This is a genomic window from Paenibacillus chitinolyticus, assembly GCF_045038035.1.
GTDB classification, from domain to species: domain Bacteria; phylum Bacillota; class Bacilli; order Paenibacillales; family NBRC-103111; genus Paenibacillus_F; species Paenibacillus_F chitinolyticus_A.
The window spans coordinates 4,420,401-4,438,961 of the sequence record NZ_CP173427.1 but is presented as its reverse complement, the minus strand read 5'-3'; the positions used below and the strand labels follow the sequence as shown (position 1 = coordinate 4,438,961).

The window sequence follows — 18,561 nt, the reverse complement described above, 5'->3', positions numbered from 1 at the left end:
GTAAGGAATTGAGAAAATCATCCATTAGTTTATTAAGAAAATGGGCTATCGGTATGCTGGCCTCCATCCTGATCGGCGTTACGCTGCCGGTCGGGATCGTACAAGCCGACGCTTCTCCTTCGTCTCTGTCTAAGAATCCGGATGGGAAACACCGCGTTTCGGAGGCTTTCGGAATTTCTTCCGATGAAATCCAACTGCTGCTCGATAAAGGTCATAGCTTGATGCAAGTAGAGCAGGTTTTGAAGCAGAAGAAAGAACCTCGTCAGATAGAAGCCAGTCTGGAAGGTAAGAGGCCCCAAAATAAGTCGAATGAAACGAAAAGTATTCTAACCAACCGGTTAAAGGAAGGAACCGTTATTCCGGAACGTACGACCGAATCGGCCTTAAGCACAGGGAGTCCGGTACCGGCTCCCGTGGTTCTTAAACCCGATGAAGCTCCGTACAAGGTAAATCTCGAGCATGAGACGGTCTCCACCTTATCGGGGGGGCTTTCCGTTCAGGAGACGGATATGGTTTTAACCGGCCGTAACGGTCTTAATTTTACATTGGTACGGACCTACGACAGCGGAAGCGCCCAGTTCAATCAAAGCGCCTATAATACGGTGGATACCCCAATCATCAAAACATACGAAGAAAAAATGTTTCCGATCGGCAAAGGATGGTCGTGGAACATCCCGTCAATCGAAGTTTTAGGCGAGAAAATATATTTTCACACAGATGGTTTGGGTACCTATAAGATCGTAGATGATAAGCTCGAAGGGTACCCCTGGAAAAACATAACTTTCCGGAAAGATACCACTAAAAAAGACGGTGACCTGACATCCAGTTATGCCATTCAGTATTTGGACGGTAAGGTTCAGTATTTTAATTCCAAGGGCAAACTGATGCTGATTGAGGATACGTACGGGAACAAAATCCGCTTTAGATACGCGGAAGATCCCGTATATAAGACTGATGTATTAAGTACAATCGTCAATGACCTTGGAAATTCAATTGACATTTCGTACAGTACATCCAAAGTCGTTCTCCGTAACGGAAATCAGACGGTAACCTACAACAAATCCCTGCAAAGCTACGTAGAAGTCCTTACTTCCGTTACGGATTCAATAGGCAGAAATACCGTCTATGATTACGATCTAAGAGATGCCCGGACTAATATGGGAATCGCTTATGGAGAGACAATCAATCCCTACTCACTTTTAACGGGAGTTACGCATCCTACCGGCTCCAAAACGGTTTATATCTATGAAGAACCCATCAAGCGCAAAGTAGGTTCCGATTGGGCCTACACCGAAGCTTACCGCATCAAATCCAGAGAGGACCAAGTCACCCTGAAGGACGGCTCTGTCGAAACCTACAATCGCAGAGAAATGTCCTATGAGGGAGACATGGGCAGCTCGACCGAACAAGATATAGAGTTTGCCGTAACCGTTGACAACAAGCTGTCCCAAACTACCTTCAGAACCAAAAAAGATTTTATCGAAAAAGACAAACCGGTTTACTACTACACGACCAACATAACGGAAGTCGTAACCGAGAACGGCAAAACTCACCGCACTTCCACGGACCAAACTTTTGATGAGAAGAGACATCTTCCGTCACCCGATAAAACAACCGTAACCAAAACCAGCACGGGCTCTCCGACTGTAGTGTTAACGGAATCCAAGGTTTATGACGATTACGGCAACGTAACATCGGCCACTAATCCTCTGGGCGTGACGACCACCTACGGGTACAATGAGAACCATCTTCTTGTAAGCGCGCTCGTGCCGAAAAGTCAGGCCCAGAGCGTATATACGCTTTATACGAGGAATAAACAAAACACGGTCGTCTTGGAACAGGTGTTTGAAGGGGGGGCGTCAGGTCCCAAACTCTCGGAAGCGGCTTACGAAGATATCGATTCGTACGGGAACGTCACTAAGATTCGTAAGATCAATGGTACAAGCCAAACCGTTATGAAGCTGGAATATTCCTCTGACTACCAGGGAGCTTTTCCGACCAAAACGAACACGGCGGTAACGGATGCGGACGGGAACAAAACTTCCATTGTCAATCAATACGAATATGATGCCATTAGAGGGCTGCTGACTAAGCAGACTGACGGCAACCAAGGCGTCACCACTTACCAGTACGACGCGCTCGGCCGTGTGATCAAGGCCGTTCAGCCCGACAACAGCTCGGTTAGTATCCAGTATCTTGACCTGCAGAACCAAATCCGGCAAAAAGACGAAACAGGCGTGGAAACCGTCACCACCTGGAACCCCCTTGGCTGGAAAACGGAAGAAGGCATCATGCAGGGCACATACAAAGCCAAAGCCAAATACGGCTACGATACGCACGGCCGCCAAATTTGGAGCGAAGATGCCGTAGGGAACCGCACGCAGATCGGCTATGACGCCTGGAACCGGCAGAACCAGATTACCTATGCGGATCAGGCCGTCTCGAGAATCGCGACGGACGACTACAATCTGACCCAGACGACAACCGACCCGGAAGGCAACATATTCAGACAGACGGCCGACAAGCTCGGCAGAATCGTCAAGAAAGAGCAGATCGCCCCAACCGCCAAGGTGCTCGGAACGTATCAGTATAATTTTGCCGGGAACGTCGTTGCCAGTACGGATGCGAACGGCGGCACCACCGAATTCCGCTACGACCCTCTGGGACAGCTGACCGCCGTAATCAACGCCAAGAAAGAAGAAACGAAATACACCTACGACCAGTTGGGACAACTGATCCGCATCACGTATCCCGACAACAACACGACGCAGAAAAAATACGATGAGCTGGGCCGTCTCATTCAAACCACCGATGCCAACGGCAAAGTGGAGAAACTGTACTACGACGGCAACAACAACCAGATCCGGGCGACCGACCGGAACGGCACAGAGCTCAGCTACGTGTACGATGCGCGCAATTTCCTGATCGAGAAGAAAGCGCCGGACGAAACGATCCGCTACGCCTACGACCTTGCCGGACGCCGCACCCGGATGACAGATAACACGGGCACGACGCAGTACGCGTACCAGCCGTCCACGGGACAGCTGTCCAAGGTCATCTACCCGGACGGCAAGACGCTCACGTACGATTACAACGCACTGGGCCTGCGGAGTTCCTTGAACGATCCGTCCGGCCAAAACACCTACTACCAGTACGACTCGCGCAATCGTCTGTCGAGCGTATCCTCTTCCCTCGCGGACGAGGAAGCGGCCTACAGCTATTACCGCAACGATCTTATCAAGCAGACCAGGCAGCGCAACGGGATCACGACAGCATACACCTACAACGGGCTGCAATTGCAAACGCTGACGCATAAGCAGGCGGACGGAACCGCGCTCAACACCTATGCCTACGAGTACGACGCCAACGAGAACGAAACGGCCAAAACCGAGAACGGCCAAACCTACCAATTCGGCTACGATCCTCTCAACCGGATCACTTCGTCCAGCCAGTACCGGGAAAGCTACGCGTATGATGCCCGCGGCAACCGGACGTCTTTTCAAACCAACCATGAAGTGAACAGCCCGGACGCCGACTACGTCTATGATAAAAAAGACCGGCTCTCCGCCGTGAAAATGAAGGATGGCAGCACCATCTCATATAAATATAACGGAGACGGACTGCTTTACGAGCGCACAGACAAGGAAGGAACCGCACGCTATTATTACGATGGAGATCAAGTCATCGCCGAAGGCGACGGCAGCGGCAGTCTCAAAGCCCGCTATGTGCGGGGAAGAGAGCTCGTAGCCCGGGAGAGCGGGGGGAGCAAAGCCTATTACCTCCACAACGGACACGGGGATGTCGTCGAGCTTCGAAGCGAAACCGGAACCCGGCTGAACCAGTACGCCTATGACATCTGGGGCAACCCGACCGTAAGCGAGGAAAACATCTCTAACCCGTTCCGCTATTCCGGGGAATACTGGGATTCCGCAACCAAGCTCCAGTACCTCCGCGCCCGCTGGTACGATCCGAGCATGGGACGGTTTATTAACGAGGATACGTATGAAGGGCAGTTGGATAATCCGCTGAGTTTGAATTTGTATACGTATGTGATGAATAATCCGCTGAGGTATAGAGATCCAACAGGGCATGCTGAACAAAGTATGAACGGTGGTGACTCAAGCTATACGCTGTCAAAGCCTCTGAGAGAGATGTCGCCAATTGAATTGATGGAATTATTAGATAGTGGAACTGTGCATCCTGATGACAGGTACAAAATTTATTTGTACATGTTTGTCAGCATCATTGGCCCTGATAAAGGCGGTGGCCTTAAAAATATAGCCCAATCATTAAAGGCGGCGGAATCAGGGCTCAAAAGTTCGGCTAAGATCGTTAGCACTGGTGAAAATGTTTGGAGTTTAGGCTGGGCAGCACGGGGCCAAAAAATTGATGCAGCGTTGGGTAACAATCTTGGAAGAACGTTTCCTGTAATTGATAAACTTGAAAATAGAGTTGTTACAAGTGTAAAAAGTTATGATACTGTTAATAGCTATAAAAAAGATGGCGCATGGCTTAAGCAACTAAAGACAGATATTAATAAATTAAGAGATTTCAATGAAGTATCGGGTACGGCTGCTGATGGAAGCTGGCGTACTGTTGACGCGACGATGTACGATTCAAAAGTATTAAATGTCGCCATTCCAGATATAAATTTGTCAAGTAGTCACTTAGTTTCATTACAAAAAGCTATGGATTATGCTAATGAATACGGAATTAAAATTACTGTGACTGTTATTAAATAACAAAGGTGGAGAGAGTGTAATGAGTTTTACTATTTGTGCTTATAAAAATAAGCAAGATGTTATAGTAATCAATCCAACTGCTAAAGACAGTATTGGAGCAGGTTCTTCAACTAATCAAATTTTCCTGCTTGAGCCAGAGCATGAAATTGATGCAATAGGACTGAAATTGAAAGAAGCTTTTGAATTTTGTAATAGAGAACCATTTCTAAATGAACATATTTCAGGAAATCTACCAGATTTGCTCGGCTATAGTTCACGAAGTAAATTTGTAAAGGAACATGTACACGTGATTATATCCGTTCGAAGCAACTTGGATAAGGTTCTTTTTACTCCAATGAAAAGAGAAGGAAATGGGTACATGAATAATGGCTCGACCAAAATTGAACTTGCGATTACTGCAACAAATGAGCAGCTAGGGCAAGGTTTACTGGATGCATTTAACCTATGTAAAAGGTGATTTATTTGAACAGTGACCTTGCGACGAATTTCGCAAGGTTGCTTTATATTTTTATCATTAGGATCTTTTAGGGGAGTTTTAAGCAAACTTGGTTTAGACAGTGGAATGCCCATTGATTTGATTGTTTCTCCTGGGGCTAACATCTCCAAACCGTTAAAAGATGCTATTTATGAAAAAGGCGGATCAATCAAAATCAGGTATCCAAACGGGAGCTATGCAAACTACTAAGGGTACAAGGGGTGAACAAGATGTCTGAAATCATGTTAGTGATATTTACCTATCAAACTTTTAACAAAAAGTATATAGCTGAAAATTTTTTCGATACTCTACCAGAGTCTGGGACGGTTATTTCAAAAATTGGGCTAACCGAACCTTTAAAAATTAAATATTCTCGAGAAAAAGCTATAGAACTTTGGTGCAGTGAGACTGAGGGATGCTATGATCTGGAACTTGAAAAAATGGTTGGAAAAACAGGATGCTTTATGGGCAAAGCGGAAAAGCAAGCACTTTTCATTCATTCACATTGGTGGGAGTGTCCTAATAAGAAAGCTTTGAATTTTATTATTTTATCGTTTTCCGTAAAGATTTTTTTGCAAAAAAAGAGGGAGTTAACCTCTATTTTTAAATATTATATTAAATTATTTAATGGGGAATTCGGTTATATAACGCATCGATTTTCAAAAGATCGACAGCATGTCACAGGTACTCCGGAATTGAGATTGCCCGGTGTGTTTTGGTGCAATTATTATTCAAACGAGTATCTAGCGTTAATGAATTGCAGAGAGCAAGTGGAATCATTTGATTGGTGGAAGAAAGAGGATATGGAAGAAGGGACAATGACCTTTCTAAGCGAAGACCCTAAAGAGTTGGTGGAGCCCAATTCTTTAGAAGAGAATGTCAGACAACATTTTGGCGAAGAGGTGTTTCTTTCGAAAGAAAAAAATTAATAGGTATGTAAGATAGATTTCAGACTGATTTTTGGGCAGCAATTGATTTCAATTGTTGCCTTTCTTTTTATTAAGTTATAGAAATAAGAGGTGAACTAAATGACAGAGGAATTTACAGAACTTCGTATATTGAAACGAACAAGGAAGAGCCCGCGGGTCGGAGATATTTTTGTCATGGAGCCGAAGGAAAATCTTTTTTATTTCGGCAAAGTGATCAACGCCAATGTAGTGAGTAAAAATCCCTTATTTAATGGGGGTTACTTAATCTATTTATACAATTATCCTGCAACAACAAAAGAAATCCCGGATCATTTGAGCCCGAATAACTTATTAATTCCTCCGATAGTTACAAACAAACAAGGATGGTTGAAAGGATACTTTGAAACGGTTGGTTCAAGAGATGCTACAAGTGAAGAAAAGAATCTGGATTACGGTTTTTGGCATAGTACTTCAGAAAAATTTTATTCTCTTTCTTGGGATGTACTCACAGAAAAGCCGACTCAATTTATAAGAAACGGATTAATAAGCTACGGAGGAATAGGTCGGGGTATTCACAGATTGCTTTCAGGAAAACCGCACAATTTATAAAGGGAATTCCTTAAGCAAATTATGGGAGGTGATGGCTCTGGGACTAGAATCATATAGCTTTTTATTAATACCCTCCGATGCTCATTTTACTATCGAAGATGATGTAATCGATTACGATGGTGGAAAGAAAATACCATTTTCTTTAGTTATTGAGACAATGCTCTCACTTAAGCATGTTCGTACCTACATTCCATCTGATTTGACAGCTTCAAAATCCATTGAATGCTACTACATTTACAATGATAATAACATTTTAGTAGAACTGGAAGTTAATGCGGGTAAGATTGAAGAGGAAGGTGTTGAAGAAATTTCAGTACGTTTTGCAGTTACGAGTACTGAAGAAACATCCAAACAAGCAATTTTCATTTGTCGGCTTTTAACCGAGCAACTTTTTATGAAAGTTATTGATATGCGTCTGAAAAAAGAAATAGATTTAAACAATGATTTAGAAATAAAAAAAGTCATAGAGCGTTTGAGCTTAAAAAAGAAAAATTCTACGAGCTTTACGCCCTACCCTTTAATTGTATTACTACTCCTATGTATTGTGGTAAATCATTTTTTGATGAACTAAGAAAAAAATAATACTGATTTATGAAGGAGCTGATTTCTAGTTTTAATTAGAAACAGCTCTTTTCTTATAGTTACCGCAACGATCTCATCAAGCAGACCAGACAGCGTAACGGGATCACGACAGCGTACACCTACAACGGGCTGCAATTGCAAACGTTGACGCATAAGCAGGCGGACGGAACCCCGCTCAACACCTATGCCTACGAGTACGACGCCAACGAGAACGAAACGGCCAAAACCGAGAACGGCCAAACCTACCAATTCGGCTACGATCCTCTCAACCGGATCACTTCGTCCAGCCAGTACCGGGAAAGCTACGCATATGATGCCCGCGGCAACCGGACGTCTTTTCAAACCAACCATGAAGTGAACAGCCCGGACGCCGACTACTTCTATGATAAAAAAGACCGGCTCTCCGCCGTGAAAATGAAAGACGGCAGCACCGTTTCATATAAATATAACGGAGACGGGCTGCTGTACGAGCGCACAGACAAAGAAGGAACCGCACGCTATTATTACGATGGAGACCAGGTCATCGCCGAAGGCGACGGCAGCGGCAGTCTCAAAGCCCGCTATGTGCGGGGAAGAGAGCTCGTAGCCCGGGAGAGCGGCGGGAGCAAACCTACTATCTCCACAACGGACACGGAGATGTCGTCGAGCTTCGAAGCGAAACCGGAACCCGGCTGAACCAGTACGCCTATGACATCTGGGGCAACCCGACCGTAAGCGAGGAAAACATCTCCAACCCGTTCCGCTATTCCGGGGAATACTGGGATTCCGCAACCAAGCTCCAGTACCTCCGCGCCCGCTGGTACGATCCGAGCATTGGGACGGTTTATTAATGAGGATACGTATGAAGGACAGTTGGATAACCCGCTGAGTTTGAACTTGTTTACGTATGTGGAGAATAATCCGCTGACGCATGTTGATCCTAGTGGGCATATTCAACAGGCTACGGATAATTACGAAGGCGTCAACGGAATCGGATACCTTGGCGAGGTAGTCACAAATCCTGTAACAGACGCGGCAGCTATAGGCGTATTAAAAACAATGAAAGCCGCGGGGAAAATCGCAGACTTTTTGGTTGTGAGCGATATTACCACCTTGGTGGACCCGAACTCATCGAAATTTGATAAAGCGTTGGCCGCTGCGAGTTTTATCCCGATTGGCAAAATAGTCAAGGGCGGCAAGATTTTGATTACCTTGAAGAGTGGGGATAAAACGATTCAAAGAGCTGTTACGTATACAGAAGCGAACTGGGCAAAGGCAGGTAAAGTTCCTTGTAACTGCTTTACGGCAGGAACTAAGGTTCTTACAGACGAAGGAGAGAAACCTATTGAGGAAATTGAGGTAGGGGACAAGGTCCTTGCTAAGTCTGATGAGACTGGAGAAGTGGGATACAAAGAGGTCGTGGGGCTATTTCAAAAGCAGGCTGACGAAATCTACTACGTCCATATTGGAGATGAAATCATCGAGGTTACAGGTGAGCATCCATTTTGGTTGGACGGCAAAGGATGGACGTTTGTAAAAGACCTGAAAGTTGACGACTTGCTTGTTTCGAGTGATGGTTCTAAACTGGCAATAGACAAGATTGAGAAAGAACCGCGTGAAGCAACGGTTTATAATTTTGAGGTTGAGGATTTTCATTCTTACTTTGTATCTAACCTTGGGATTTGGGTTCATAACTGTGCGTTGCAAAATGTATACAAATCAATTAAAGATGCTCCGCTTTACCCACAAGGTTTTTCAGCGGCTAAAAACGGAACTGTGAAGAACAAGGTCAACAATACAAAACTACTTGAGGAACTACGAGCTATTGAGTCCGGTACTTGGAACAAGATTTACAAGGATGGTGTGGATTCAAACGGTAAAAAAATCTCAATCCATTACTTCCAAAGCCAATCTGGTCAAGTGTTTAATGTCAAGGTGAAAAATGGGTGGAGCAACTCATCAAGTCGAATGCGATAATAAAGGGGTGGTACGTTGAATTTACAAATTGAACTGAAGCATTCAGACGAAATTCAAAGGTTTTTATGTATATTAAATCTTGGCATGCTTGATTCCTTGCTTGAAGGGGCATTAACATTTGAAGATGCATATGCGTATCTTTACCGTCCTTATGTAGCACAACTTCTGGAACAAAATAATGCGAATAAGGAAACAATCGAATTGTTTGAAGAATGCTGTATGTTGGAAGATATACGAGATATAGCTCCCGAAAAGCTACAAAATGCACTTAAACTGAGAAAGAAAGAAACATTAGATTTACTTAAATCCTTGCCTAGTACAGAAAAGTCGATGTATTGGCTCAACAAATTTGACGAATGATTCAAAGACCTTGGGGGCGGCAATCCTCAAGGTCTTTCTTTACCCCTCACCCCGTGCCGAATGAATCGGGCGGTACAGCATGAAAGAACTTAACCCTCATTACCCCCGTAAGTTATTCCTCTAATATCCCTGTACGCACTTGTAATGCTTGAATTTTATATCCTAAGTAACACTTTAGCGTTACACCTAGCAGGTACATTATGGTCAGATACCACCATGATCGACCTGTTTTTTGTTAGGTTCGCTTTCTCATACTTTTTTGAATAAAATCGCAACTGAAGAATATGCACCCCGATAGAAGATTTCAAGCTGAACCACGTTTACTGGTATTGATGACGTAACGGCTTCGGCTATCGTGGCGGAAATCGGGGATATGAGCCGTTTTACGAGTGCTGGCAAGTTAGACAAGTATGCAGGGCTTACACCGAGCCAAATGAGTAGCGGCGGCAGGGGCAAAGACCGTAACCAACGGCAAGGAAATAGAGCCTTGAGCAAGATTTTGTGGGGGCTAGCGACAAGTCCAGTCCGCTAGAACTTCCAAAAAGGCCGCTAAATCCTTTATTCCATGCGTATCACGAGTGAAGGAAAAAAGAAGAAACAAGTAATTATCTGCTTTATGAGAAGACCTGTGAACATCCTCTAACCGACTGGTGAAAAAATAAAATAAAAATAGACGGTGGTATTAATTTGAAACAACAAGTGTCATGGTAGATTTTGTTGTAATGGGAAATGCACCCTCAAGTATGAGCCAAAGCATTGTTGAAAAACAGACCTTTGTTGACAAAGCGAGCCTTCAATACTTAAAAAGCCGGATTAACATACATTAGGACGAAGTAACCCCATACACAACAAAAAACCTTCCCGTCCTGCGAGCAGACGAAAAGGCTCTTTGACACCCATCTACTGTCTGGGCGGAAACTCCCCGTATAAACAGATAATATAATTCAGCGCGAGATAAGGCTGCATGTTGTTATGCGGCTGGCTGCCGCCGGCAACGGGAAGAATAACCGGATTCATCTGTATGCTCGGTGTGGCATCGTAAAGGTTCCGCTGCTTTTCCCGGCCGGGACGTCCTTCCGGCGGAGATTGCGCCCAGAAATTGTTGGCGGGACTCGTGTCGCTGCCTACGGCATTCACCGATTGGGGAATGTGGGTATGCGAAGGAATTTCCGTCGTGAGCAGAGTCTCGGTAGGCGATCCTGTCACTTGACCGACGCTGCGGGGGGTTAAACCCTGACCGGCGCCCTGGTTCATCGGAGCTCTGCCCATTAGGTTCGGCAGGGCGAATGTGTTTTTGCCGTCCCCGCCGTATTGTACGCCGAGAATCGCGAATAAGGCGGTGTACTGTCTAATTTGCATGAGCTGCCCGTTGCAAAGCGCCCAGTCTCTTGGAGCGTAATTACCTGCGAATATGCGGATTTCTCCTAAGTAAGCATCAGCCATAAAATAATGCTCCTTTCTTTAGTTCCTTGGAGGATAGATGCCGACTAGGGCGATGGCAAAATTAACGGCCAGATAAGGCTGCATGTTGCTGTGCGGCTGACTCTGTCCGGCGGCGGACAGGGCGCCGCCGTTCATCGAAACGGCAGCAGCAGAAGGGGATTCGTACAGTGCCGTTTCCACGGCCCAAGCGTTGTTTGCGGGTGAAAAGGTAGAACCGGCATTGCCGGAAGCGGCTACTTGATGTGTGTGGGCAGGCATCTCGTTGATAGTAAGCGTATGAGCCGCCTCTCCTGCGGACTGACCCAAAGGATTCGTGGAGCCTACGTGAATCGGGACACGGCCGCGAAGATCGGGAAGTTTAAAGTTTGTGACACCGTCGCCTCCGTAAATGGTGCCGATTAGAGAGTAAAGAGCCTGGTTTGCGTTAATGGATAGGGTTTGTCCCTCGCAAAAAGCCCAGCCGCGCGGAGCGTAGTTGTTGGCAAACAACCGGATTTCCCCCACAAATGGTTCGGACATAGTTAGTTCCTCCTTTATATGATCAACTGTGTTTAAGGTTGCGGCGGGAAGATTCCGTAAAGGGAGATGATGAATGTAACGGCAGCCGTTGGCATCATATTGCTGTGCGGCTGATTGCCGCCGACGGGGGAAACTGTCTGCGGGTTCATGGGTGTTGTAGTTCCGGATGAGGCGTAGATGTTGGTCGTAGCGGATGCCCAAGTGGAATTGACTGGGGAGTTCACCGTACCGGGATTTGATGTCGCAACAGGGATATGGGTGTGCTGGGGCAGCTGTGACTGGATTAGCGTCACGGTTTCGGTGCCGCCCTTCGATCCCCGGATATATGCCGAACTCGGGTGAATCGGAATACGTCCCTGCAAGTCCGGCAGCCCGAACGTGGTTTGGCCGTTTCCTCCATAGGTCGTGCCAAGCAGAGCAAAAAGAGCCTCGTTCTCCGCAATACTCAAAAGCTGGCCGTTGCACAGCGCCCAACCTTGCGGAGGGTAATTGCCTCCGAACATCCGTATTTCGCCTAAATAAGCTTCACTCATCAGCGGTCACCTTCTTTACAAGTTTCGTGATTCCATTCCATAGCCAGATACATGTCGCTTTCTCCCGCGATTTGAAATCCCAGCCGTTCATACAGGGCCAGCGCTCTGCCGGTTCTGAGTACGGAAAGCCGGATCGGGAGGTTTTGTTCGCGGGATTCTTCCATAAAGGTGTGAAGCAGGTTTGTACCGAGTCCTTGATTCTGGAATTGCGGGAGGAGGGTGATATCCACAATTCTTATGCAGCGGGGCGACCGGTGGATCAGAATTCTTCCGGCCCGTTGACCGTCTTGGCAGACGATGTACGGCTCCGCTTCGGGATACTGCTGCCGGTAGGATCCGGTCTGGGCGCTGTACTGCATGTGAAGAAAAGACCGCAGAGCGGCTTCATCCCACCCCCAAGCCTGTACTTCCGCCATTCTGGAGCTGCAATAAAGCTCGAACAGAAACGGCTGGTCTTCCGGCCCGGACATTTTTTTAAACAACAGGCTGCCTCCCTTTCAAGGAGTTAAGAACTATTTTCCATTTCAGAATACCACAAGGTTTCTCCAAAATATATACATTTTGTGACATGTAATGGGCTGTTTGTCTTAATTTATTTGGTGAGTTTTTCTTCAATTTCTATTAATATGTAATTAAGTCGCAAAATGCAGGCACATACATTCCGATGATCTTATGGGAAATGCAAATCAATTGCGTCTTTTAAACATCCAGATGACACACATTCAGTCACCATTTATAAATCGATATAGGAGGTTTACATGAGGGAGCTGGGTAAAACGGGATTTTGGGGCCGCTTTCTGCGGATAGCCCTGGTGTTCCTGCTTGTTGCCGGTACAGGCGGAGCGGGAAGCTGGGTAGGAAGAGCGGAAGCGGCGGGCACGTGGGATAATGTTCCTAACAGTGCGGGAACGGATTTAAACCAGGTTGCTTTCGGAAACGGAAAATGGGTGGCCGTCGGTAACTCGGGAACGATTATGACCTCGTCCGACGGGCTGAGCTGGAGCAAGACAACCATTGCTCTTTCGTCAGCGGTAGGGGTAACCTATGCGGGAAACCAGTGGATTGTGGCGGGAGCGGACGGTAAAATCGCGACCTCGCCCGATGCCGCAACCTGGACGGTTCGCACGACGGTGACGTCCGCCAATCTGAGTGCGGTTGCACATAACGGCACCGTATGGGTCATCGTGGGATATAACGGGGTTCTTCTGAGCTCTCCGGACGGTATCGCTTGGACCCCCAGGACTTCGGGAACTACAGCCAATTTTTACAGCGTTACGTATGGAGGCGGTTTGTTCGCTGCGGTTGGGAGTGCAGGCACGATACGAACTTCCCCCGACGGTATCACCTGGACAACGCGTTCGGGTGGCCCGGATGACTTGATGGGTATCACTTACGGAGCCGGTCAATTCCTTGCCGGCGGGTTAGGTCAGAGGGCGCTTACTTCGCCTGACGGTATCACTTGGACGCCTCGAACGGTTCCCGTGGCCGGGATGAACTTGTACGGCGTCGCTTATGGCGCGAACAAGTATGTGGCCGTGGGCGATACCGGGGGGCCCGGAGCGATAGTCTCCTCTCCCGACGGCATTACTTGGAGTTCGGAGAAAACGGGGGTCGGCGGATACTTAAACCATGTGGGATTTGCAGGCGGAAGGTTTGTGACTTTAGGGGAAAACGGGCTTATGCTGACGCAGTATAACACGGTTTCCACGAACGCTAATTTGAGCAATTTAACGTTAAGCGCGGGAACGTTAAACCCTGGGTTTGCATCCGGGACAACCGATTATAACGCCAGTGTGCCAAACGGCGTGGCGAACATTAATGTGACCCCGACGGTTGCCGACGGTACGGCGACGGTCAAAGTGAACGGCAGCTCGGTTGCCAGCGGCAACCCGTCTTCCGTACCGCTGAATGTGGGCTCCAATACCATCGCCGTTCTGGTAACAGCACAGGATGGCACGACACAATTAACCTACACAGTGTCAGTTACCCGGGCAGCAGCTTCAAGCAACGCGGACTTGAATAATTTGACGCTGAGCGCGGGAATGCTCAACCCGTCCTTCGCATCCGGCACAACGAGCTACACGGCCGGTGTGTCTAACAACGTGACGAGCGTCGATGTAACGCCGACCGTTGCAGACAGTACGGCAACGGTTAAAGTGAATGGCAGCGCGGCCGTCAGCGGCAGCCCGTCATCCGTACCGCTGAATGTGGGCTCCAATACCGTCGCCGTTCTGGTAACGGCGCAGGACGGTACGACACAGAAGAGCTACACGGTCACCGTAACCCGAGCGGCATCCAATAATGCCGACTTGAACGGCTTAACGTTAAGCGCCGGAACGCTCAACCCGTCGTTCGCATCCGGCACGACGAGCTATACGGCGAATGTGGCGGACAGCGTAGCGAGCGTCGACGTAACGCCGACCCTTGCGGATGGCACGGCGACGGTTAAAGTGAACGGCAGCCCGGTTGCCAGCGGCAGCCCGTCTTCCGTATCGCTGAACGTGGGCGCCAACACCATCACCGTTCTGGTAACGGCGCAGGACGGCACGACTCAGAAGACCTACACGGTGACGGTTAACCGAGCGGCACCGTTATCCGGCAACGCCGATTTAAGTAACTTGGTCCTGAGCGGAGCCGCCTTAAATCCCGGATTCGCCTCGGGTACGATTACGTACACGTCCAGTGTGGCTTATGGAGTCACTACTGTTGACGTAACACCTACAGTGGCGGATAGCACGGCGACGGTTACGGTGGACGGCCGTCCCGTGACGAGCGGGTCGGCATCATCCGTGACACTGAACGTAGGGCCTAACCCGATTCCGGTTGTCGTTACGGCAGAGAATGGCGCGACGAAGACTTATACGGTTACGGTAACCAGGGCGGCGGGCTCCAATAACGCCGATCTGAGCGGAATCACGCTGAGCGGAGGCGCATCGTTAAGCCCCGTTTTTGCACCGGGCACTACGAGTTATACGGTAGATGTTCCGAACAGTGTCTCCGGTTTAGACGTAACGCCGTCGGTGGCGGACAGCACGGCGACGCTTGAATTCAACGGCGCAGCAGTGACAAGCGGCACTCCGGTTCCCGTCACCTTGAACGTGGGAAGCAATACGGTTACGCTGCTCGTCACCGCACAGGACGGTACGCCCAAAACGTACACGCTGACGATCACCCGCGCGCCGTCCAGCAACGCGCTTTTGAGCAACTTGACGCTGAGTGCGGGCACGTTAACCCCGGGTTTCGCTTCGGGTACCACAGGCTATACGGCGCAAGTGGCAACCGGCGTATCGAGCATCGATGTGACGGCGGTAGTCGCGGACGGCACGGCAAACCTGACCGTGAACGGTCAATCGGCGCCAAGCGGCACGGCGGTTCCGGTGTCGCTTAACGTCGGCGACAACACGGTCACCGTTATAGTGACGGCACAGGACGGAACGACCAGCGAAACGTACACGGTGACGGTTAAGCGTGCCGCTCCGCTGTCGAGCAATGCGGATTTAAGCTCGCTGACGTTAAGCGCAGGTACGCTCGATCCGGCTTTTGCGGCGGGGACCACGGCCTATACGGCAAATGTGGCCAACGCTGTGAACACGGTTGACGTTACACCTGCGGCAGCGGACGGCACGGCTTCCATCGAGGTGAACGGAACACCGGTAACGAGCGGAACCGCTTCTGCCGCAACTTTGAACGTAGGGGCCAATACGGTAGAAGTCCAGGTGACGGCGCAGAACGGGACCATCAAAACGTACACGTTGACGATCACCCGCGCCGCATCCGGCAACGCGGACTTAAGCGGTATCTCGCTTAGCGAGGGAACGTTAACGCCGGTTTTTGATCCGGCACAGCTTAACTACACGGCGGCTGTACCGAACGCTTCGGCGGGAATCGACATTACGGCAGTGACTGCGGATACGACCGCGTCTATCACTGTGAACGGCAATGCCGCAGCGAGCGGAACTCCAAATCCGGTATCGCTGAATGTGGGTGCTAACCCGATCACAATTGTCGTTAAAGCGGCAGACAACACGGTTAAAACGTACACCGTGACGGTCACACGCGCGGATTCTAGCAATGCGGATCTCAGCTCTTTGACTCTGAGTAAGGGGACGCTGACGCCTGCCTTCGCCGCAGGAACGAAATTGTACACGGCCACCGTGGCATCGGATGTGTACGATCTGGATCTTAACGCACAGCTTGCGGATCTGACCGCGACAATGACAATCGTCGGAAATCCCGCTTCGAGCGGGCAGACCGTAAATATCCCGTTGAACACGGGGGCCAATCCGGTCACCATCGTCTTGACGGCGCAGGACGGAACGACGAACACCTACACGGTCACGATCAACCGGGCAGCGTCGCCTTCAAGCAACGCGCTGCTAAGCGGGCTGACGATCAGCCCCGGTATACTTAGTCCGGTTTTTGCCGGAACGCAGACCAGTTATACGGCGGATATCGCCCACGATACAGCCGAGGTTACGGTAACACCGACGGCAGCGGACAGCACGGCATCCGTATCGGTGAACGGACACGTTCTGGCTGCCGGAAGCTCTGAAATCATTCCGGTTGCAGCGGGAACCAACACCATTACTATCGAGGTTACGGCCCAGGACGGAACGAAGAATTCCTACGTGATCATCGTAACCCGGGCCGTTCCTCCGTCGGGCAACGCGGACCTCAGCGGTCTGGCCGTAAGCGCCGGTTCTCTGACGCCGGCATTTACTCCGGCGGTGACGGCATACACGATTTCCGTGAAAAACTCCGTGGCGGAAGTCACGGTAACGCCGACGGCTGCGGATCCTACGGCTTCCGTATCGGTTAACGGCGCTGCCGTACCGGCCGGAAGCGGCCGTCAGATCCCGCTGAGCGTCGGCGCCAATCCGGTTACGGTTGTCGTTACCGCACAGAACGGGACCACCAAAACCTACACCGTCACGTTTACACGCGAAAGCAGCGGTGGCGGCGGTGGAGGTGGAGGCTCAACGGAGCGCGCGATCGACGGACGCATCGAGGTCGTTTCCTCCTCCGGAGAGGTGCTTAACGAGTCCTTTACCAAGCTAATCGGAGATAACTTGACGATGCTTGCGGACATTTACAGCACCGACGGCGCTGCGCTTTTCAAGCAAAACGTAAGCGTCGATCCTTCAGGAAAGTTTACGCTGTACTCGCTTTCCGCCGGAACTTATAAAATGATTCTTTCCTTAACCGCTCCTAATGGGGCAAAGCTTGCCGGAACGGCAGGCACGCTCACAGTAAGCTCGGATACGGCCGTATTCCGGACGCAAAAAATCGATCCGTTCGGGACGGTCCGCGACTCGGTTACAGGCGCCGCTCTTGCGGGAGTCAAGGTGAGTCTGTATTGGGCCGATACAGAAAGAAACCGTTCTAAAGGAAGAGCGGCGGGAACGCCGGTTTCTTTACCTGAGCTTGAGAAGATGCTTCCGGGGCACAACCTCAATGGTCAGACGACTTCAGGCGACGGCCGGTTCGGCTGGCTGGTTTATCCGGAAGGGTCCTACTACATCATCGCCGAAAAAGCCGGTTATGAAAGCTACGACAGCAGAAATGACAGCGGCAGCGGAATTATTCAGACGGATTTTACAGCCTTCAAAACCGATATTAGCCTGAAGCCTCTGTCGGAGACATACGACCAGCATAAGCCTTACATGGAAGGCTACCCGGACGGGACTTTCCAGCCGGGCAAAGGGATTTCACGGGCGGAGCTGGCAACCGTGTTGGAGAGGCTCTTCGGTAAAGAAACTTCTGCAGCTTCCCAAAGCCGGTTTACGGATGTTCCGGCCTCGCACTGGGCTTCCAAATCCGTTGGAGCTGTTTTCGACAGCAAGCTTATGGACGGCTACCCGGACGGCAAGTTTTATCCGGACCGTATCCTGACGCGTGCCGAAATGGCCACGATTCTCGTGAAGCTGAGGCAGCTTCCGGGCGTGCAGGGAGCTTCCGCCTTCACGGACCTGCAAGGCCACTGGGCCGCCGAAAATATCCGGAAAGCCGAGAAAGCCGGGCTGCTTTCGGGATACGAGGACGGTACGTTCAGACCGGATCAGGCGCTTACCCGGGCGCAGGCGGTCGTCATTTTCAACAAGCTCCTCGACCGGAATCCGGATCGTGTTCCTGCGGGAACCCCGCAGGCATGGTCCGATGTCCCTTCCGCCTTCTGGGGATATAAAGACGTGATGGAGGCTTCCATCTACCACGAGTACAAGAAAGTGAACGGCCGGGAAGTTTGGAAATAACAACCCGCAAATAAAACTCAGCCGGACAATTTCGGAGGATTAACCGCATCTTATTTATAAGATGCGGTTTTTTTTGCCATGAAGTTTGCCGGGTACCTTCCGTGTTTCTGAACCTTTGGAGCAGATTGGAGGGATCATGCCGTGTGCATGTTTAATGACGGTGCGTTATCATATAGAAGATAG

At 49.5% G+C, this 18,561-nt stretch carries 15 protein-coding genes; 11 read left to right on the top strand and 4 right to left on the bottom strand.

Translation table 11 applies throughout. From position 1 onward, the window contains the following. The first annotated feature begins 8 nt into the window (after window positions 1–8). The 10 genes from ACI48J_RS20035 (at window position 9) to ACI48J_RS19990 (ending at window position 10,164) form a co-directional block, all read left to right on the top strand. Window positions 9–4,742, top strand: coding sequence for an RHS repeat-associated core domain-containing protein (locus ACI48J_RS20035; protein ID WP_405079956.1), 4,734 nt, complete (start codon window positions 9–11; stop codon window positions 4,740–4,742). Window positions 4,743–4,761: 19 nt separating this feature from the next. Continuing rightward, window positions 4,762–5,199, top strand: coding sequence for a hypothetical protein (locus ACI48J_RS20030; RefSeq protein ID WP_405079955.1), 438 nt, complete (start codon window positions 4,762–4,764; stop codon window positions 5,197–5,199). Between the two features lie 248 nt (window positions 5,200–5,447). Next, complete coding sequence (locus ACI48J_RS20025; protein ID WP_405079954.1) at window positions 5,448–6,146, top strand: hypothetical protein; 699 nt, start codon at window positions 5,448–5,450, stop codon at window positions 6,144–6,146. Window positions 6,147–6,245: 99 nt separating this feature from the next. Then, window positions 6,246–6,734 carry an immunity 26/phosphotriesterase HocA family protein gene (locus tag ACI48J_RS20020; RefSeq protein WP_405079952.1) on the top strand — a complete coding sequence of 163 codons (489 nt, stop codon included), beginning with the start codon at window positions 6,246–6,248 and terminating at the stop codon, window positions 6,732–6,734. Between the two features lie 31 nt (window positions 6,735–6,765). After that, complete coding sequence (locus ACI48J_RS20015) at window positions 6,766–7,305, top strand: hypothetical protein (RefSeq protein ID WP_405079951.1); 540 nt, start codon at window positions 6,766–6,768, stop codon at window positions 7,303–7,305. Between the two features lie 146 nt (window positions 7,306–7,451). Further along, a complete protein-coding gene (locus tag ACI48J_RS20010; protein WP_405079949.1) occupies window positions 7,452–7,991 on the top strand; it encodes a hypothetical protein in 540 nt (179 codons plus the stop codon). Next, window positions 7,988–8,146, top strand: coding sequence for an RHS repeat-associated core domain-containing protein (locus ACI48J_RS20005; RefSeq protein ID WP_405083258.1), 159 nt, complete (start codon window positions 7,988–7,990; stop codon window positions 8,144–8,146). The genes ACI48J_RS20010 and ACI48J_RS20005 overlap by 4 nt, the downstream gene beginning before the upstream one ends. A gap of 22 nt (window positions 8,147–8,168) precedes the next feature. Further along, window positions 8,169–9,272 (top strand): polymorphic toxin-type HINT domain-containing protein, encoded by a 1,104-nt coding sequence (locus ACI48J_RS20000; protein ID WP_405079947.1) that lies wholly within the window; start codon window positions 8,169–8,171, stop codon window positions 9,270–9,272. A gap of 15 nt (window positions 9,273–9,287) precedes the next feature. Next, window positions 9,288–9,632: a DUF3969 family protein gene (locus ACI48J_RS19995; RefSeq protein ID WP_405079946.1), complete on the top strand. Its 345-nt coding sequence runs from the start codon at window positions 9,288–9,290 to the stop codon at window positions 9,630–9,632. 373 nt (window positions 9,633–10,005) lie between these two features. Next, complete coding sequence (locus ACI48J_RS19990; RefSeq protein WP_405079944.1) at window positions 10,006–10,164, top strand: transposase; 159 nt, start codon at window positions 10,006–10,008, stop codon at window positions 10,162–10,164. 368 nt (window positions 10,165–10,532) lie between these two features. On the opposite strand, the gene ACI48J_RS19985 is transcribed toward ACI48J_RS19990, so the two are convergent. From ACI48J_RS19985 to ACI48J_RS19970, 4 genes are read right to left on the bottom strand one after another with little or no spacing between them, the layout of a single operon-like run. After that, complete coding sequence (locus tag ACI48J_RS19985; protein ID WP_405079943.1) at window positions 10,533–11,075, bottom strand: phage tail protein; 543 nt, start codon at window positions 11,073–11,075, stop codon at window positions 10,533–10,535. An 18-nt stretch (window positions 11,076–11,093) separates the two neighbouring features. Next, window positions 11,094–11,594: a phage tail protein gene (locus tag ACI48J_RS19980; protein ID WP_405079941.1), complete on the bottom strand. Its 501-nt coding sequence runs from the start codon at window positions 11,592–11,594 to the stop codon at window positions 11,094–11,096. Window positions 11,595–11,626: 32 nt separating this feature from the next. Beyond that, window positions 11,627–12,127, bottom strand: a complete 501-nt coding sequence (locus tag ACI48J_RS19975) for a phage tail protein (RefSeq protein WP_405079940.1) — start codon at window positions 12,125–12,127, stop codon at window positions 11,627–11,629. Continuing rightward, window positions 12,127–12,609 carry a GNAT family N-acetyltransferase gene (locus ACI48J_RS19970; RefSeq protein ID WP_405079939.1) on the bottom strand — a complete coding sequence of 161 codons (483 nt, stop codon included), beginning with the start codon at window positions 12,607–12,609 and terminating at the stop codon, window positions 12,127–12,129. The genes ACI48J_RS19975 and ACI48J_RS19970 overlap by 1 nt, the downstream gene beginning before the upstream one ends. Window positions 12,610–12,885: 276 nt before the next feature. Here ACI48J_RS19970 and ACI48J_RS19965 point away from each other — a divergent pair, with 276 nt between their 5' ends. Further along, window positions 12,886–18,378, top strand: coding sequence for a cadherin-like beta sandwich domain-containing protein (locus ACI48J_RS19965; protein WP_405079938.1), 5,493 nt, complete (start codon window positions 12,886–12,888; stop codon window positions 18,376–18,378). Window positions 18,379–18,561: the final 183 nt, after the last annotated feature.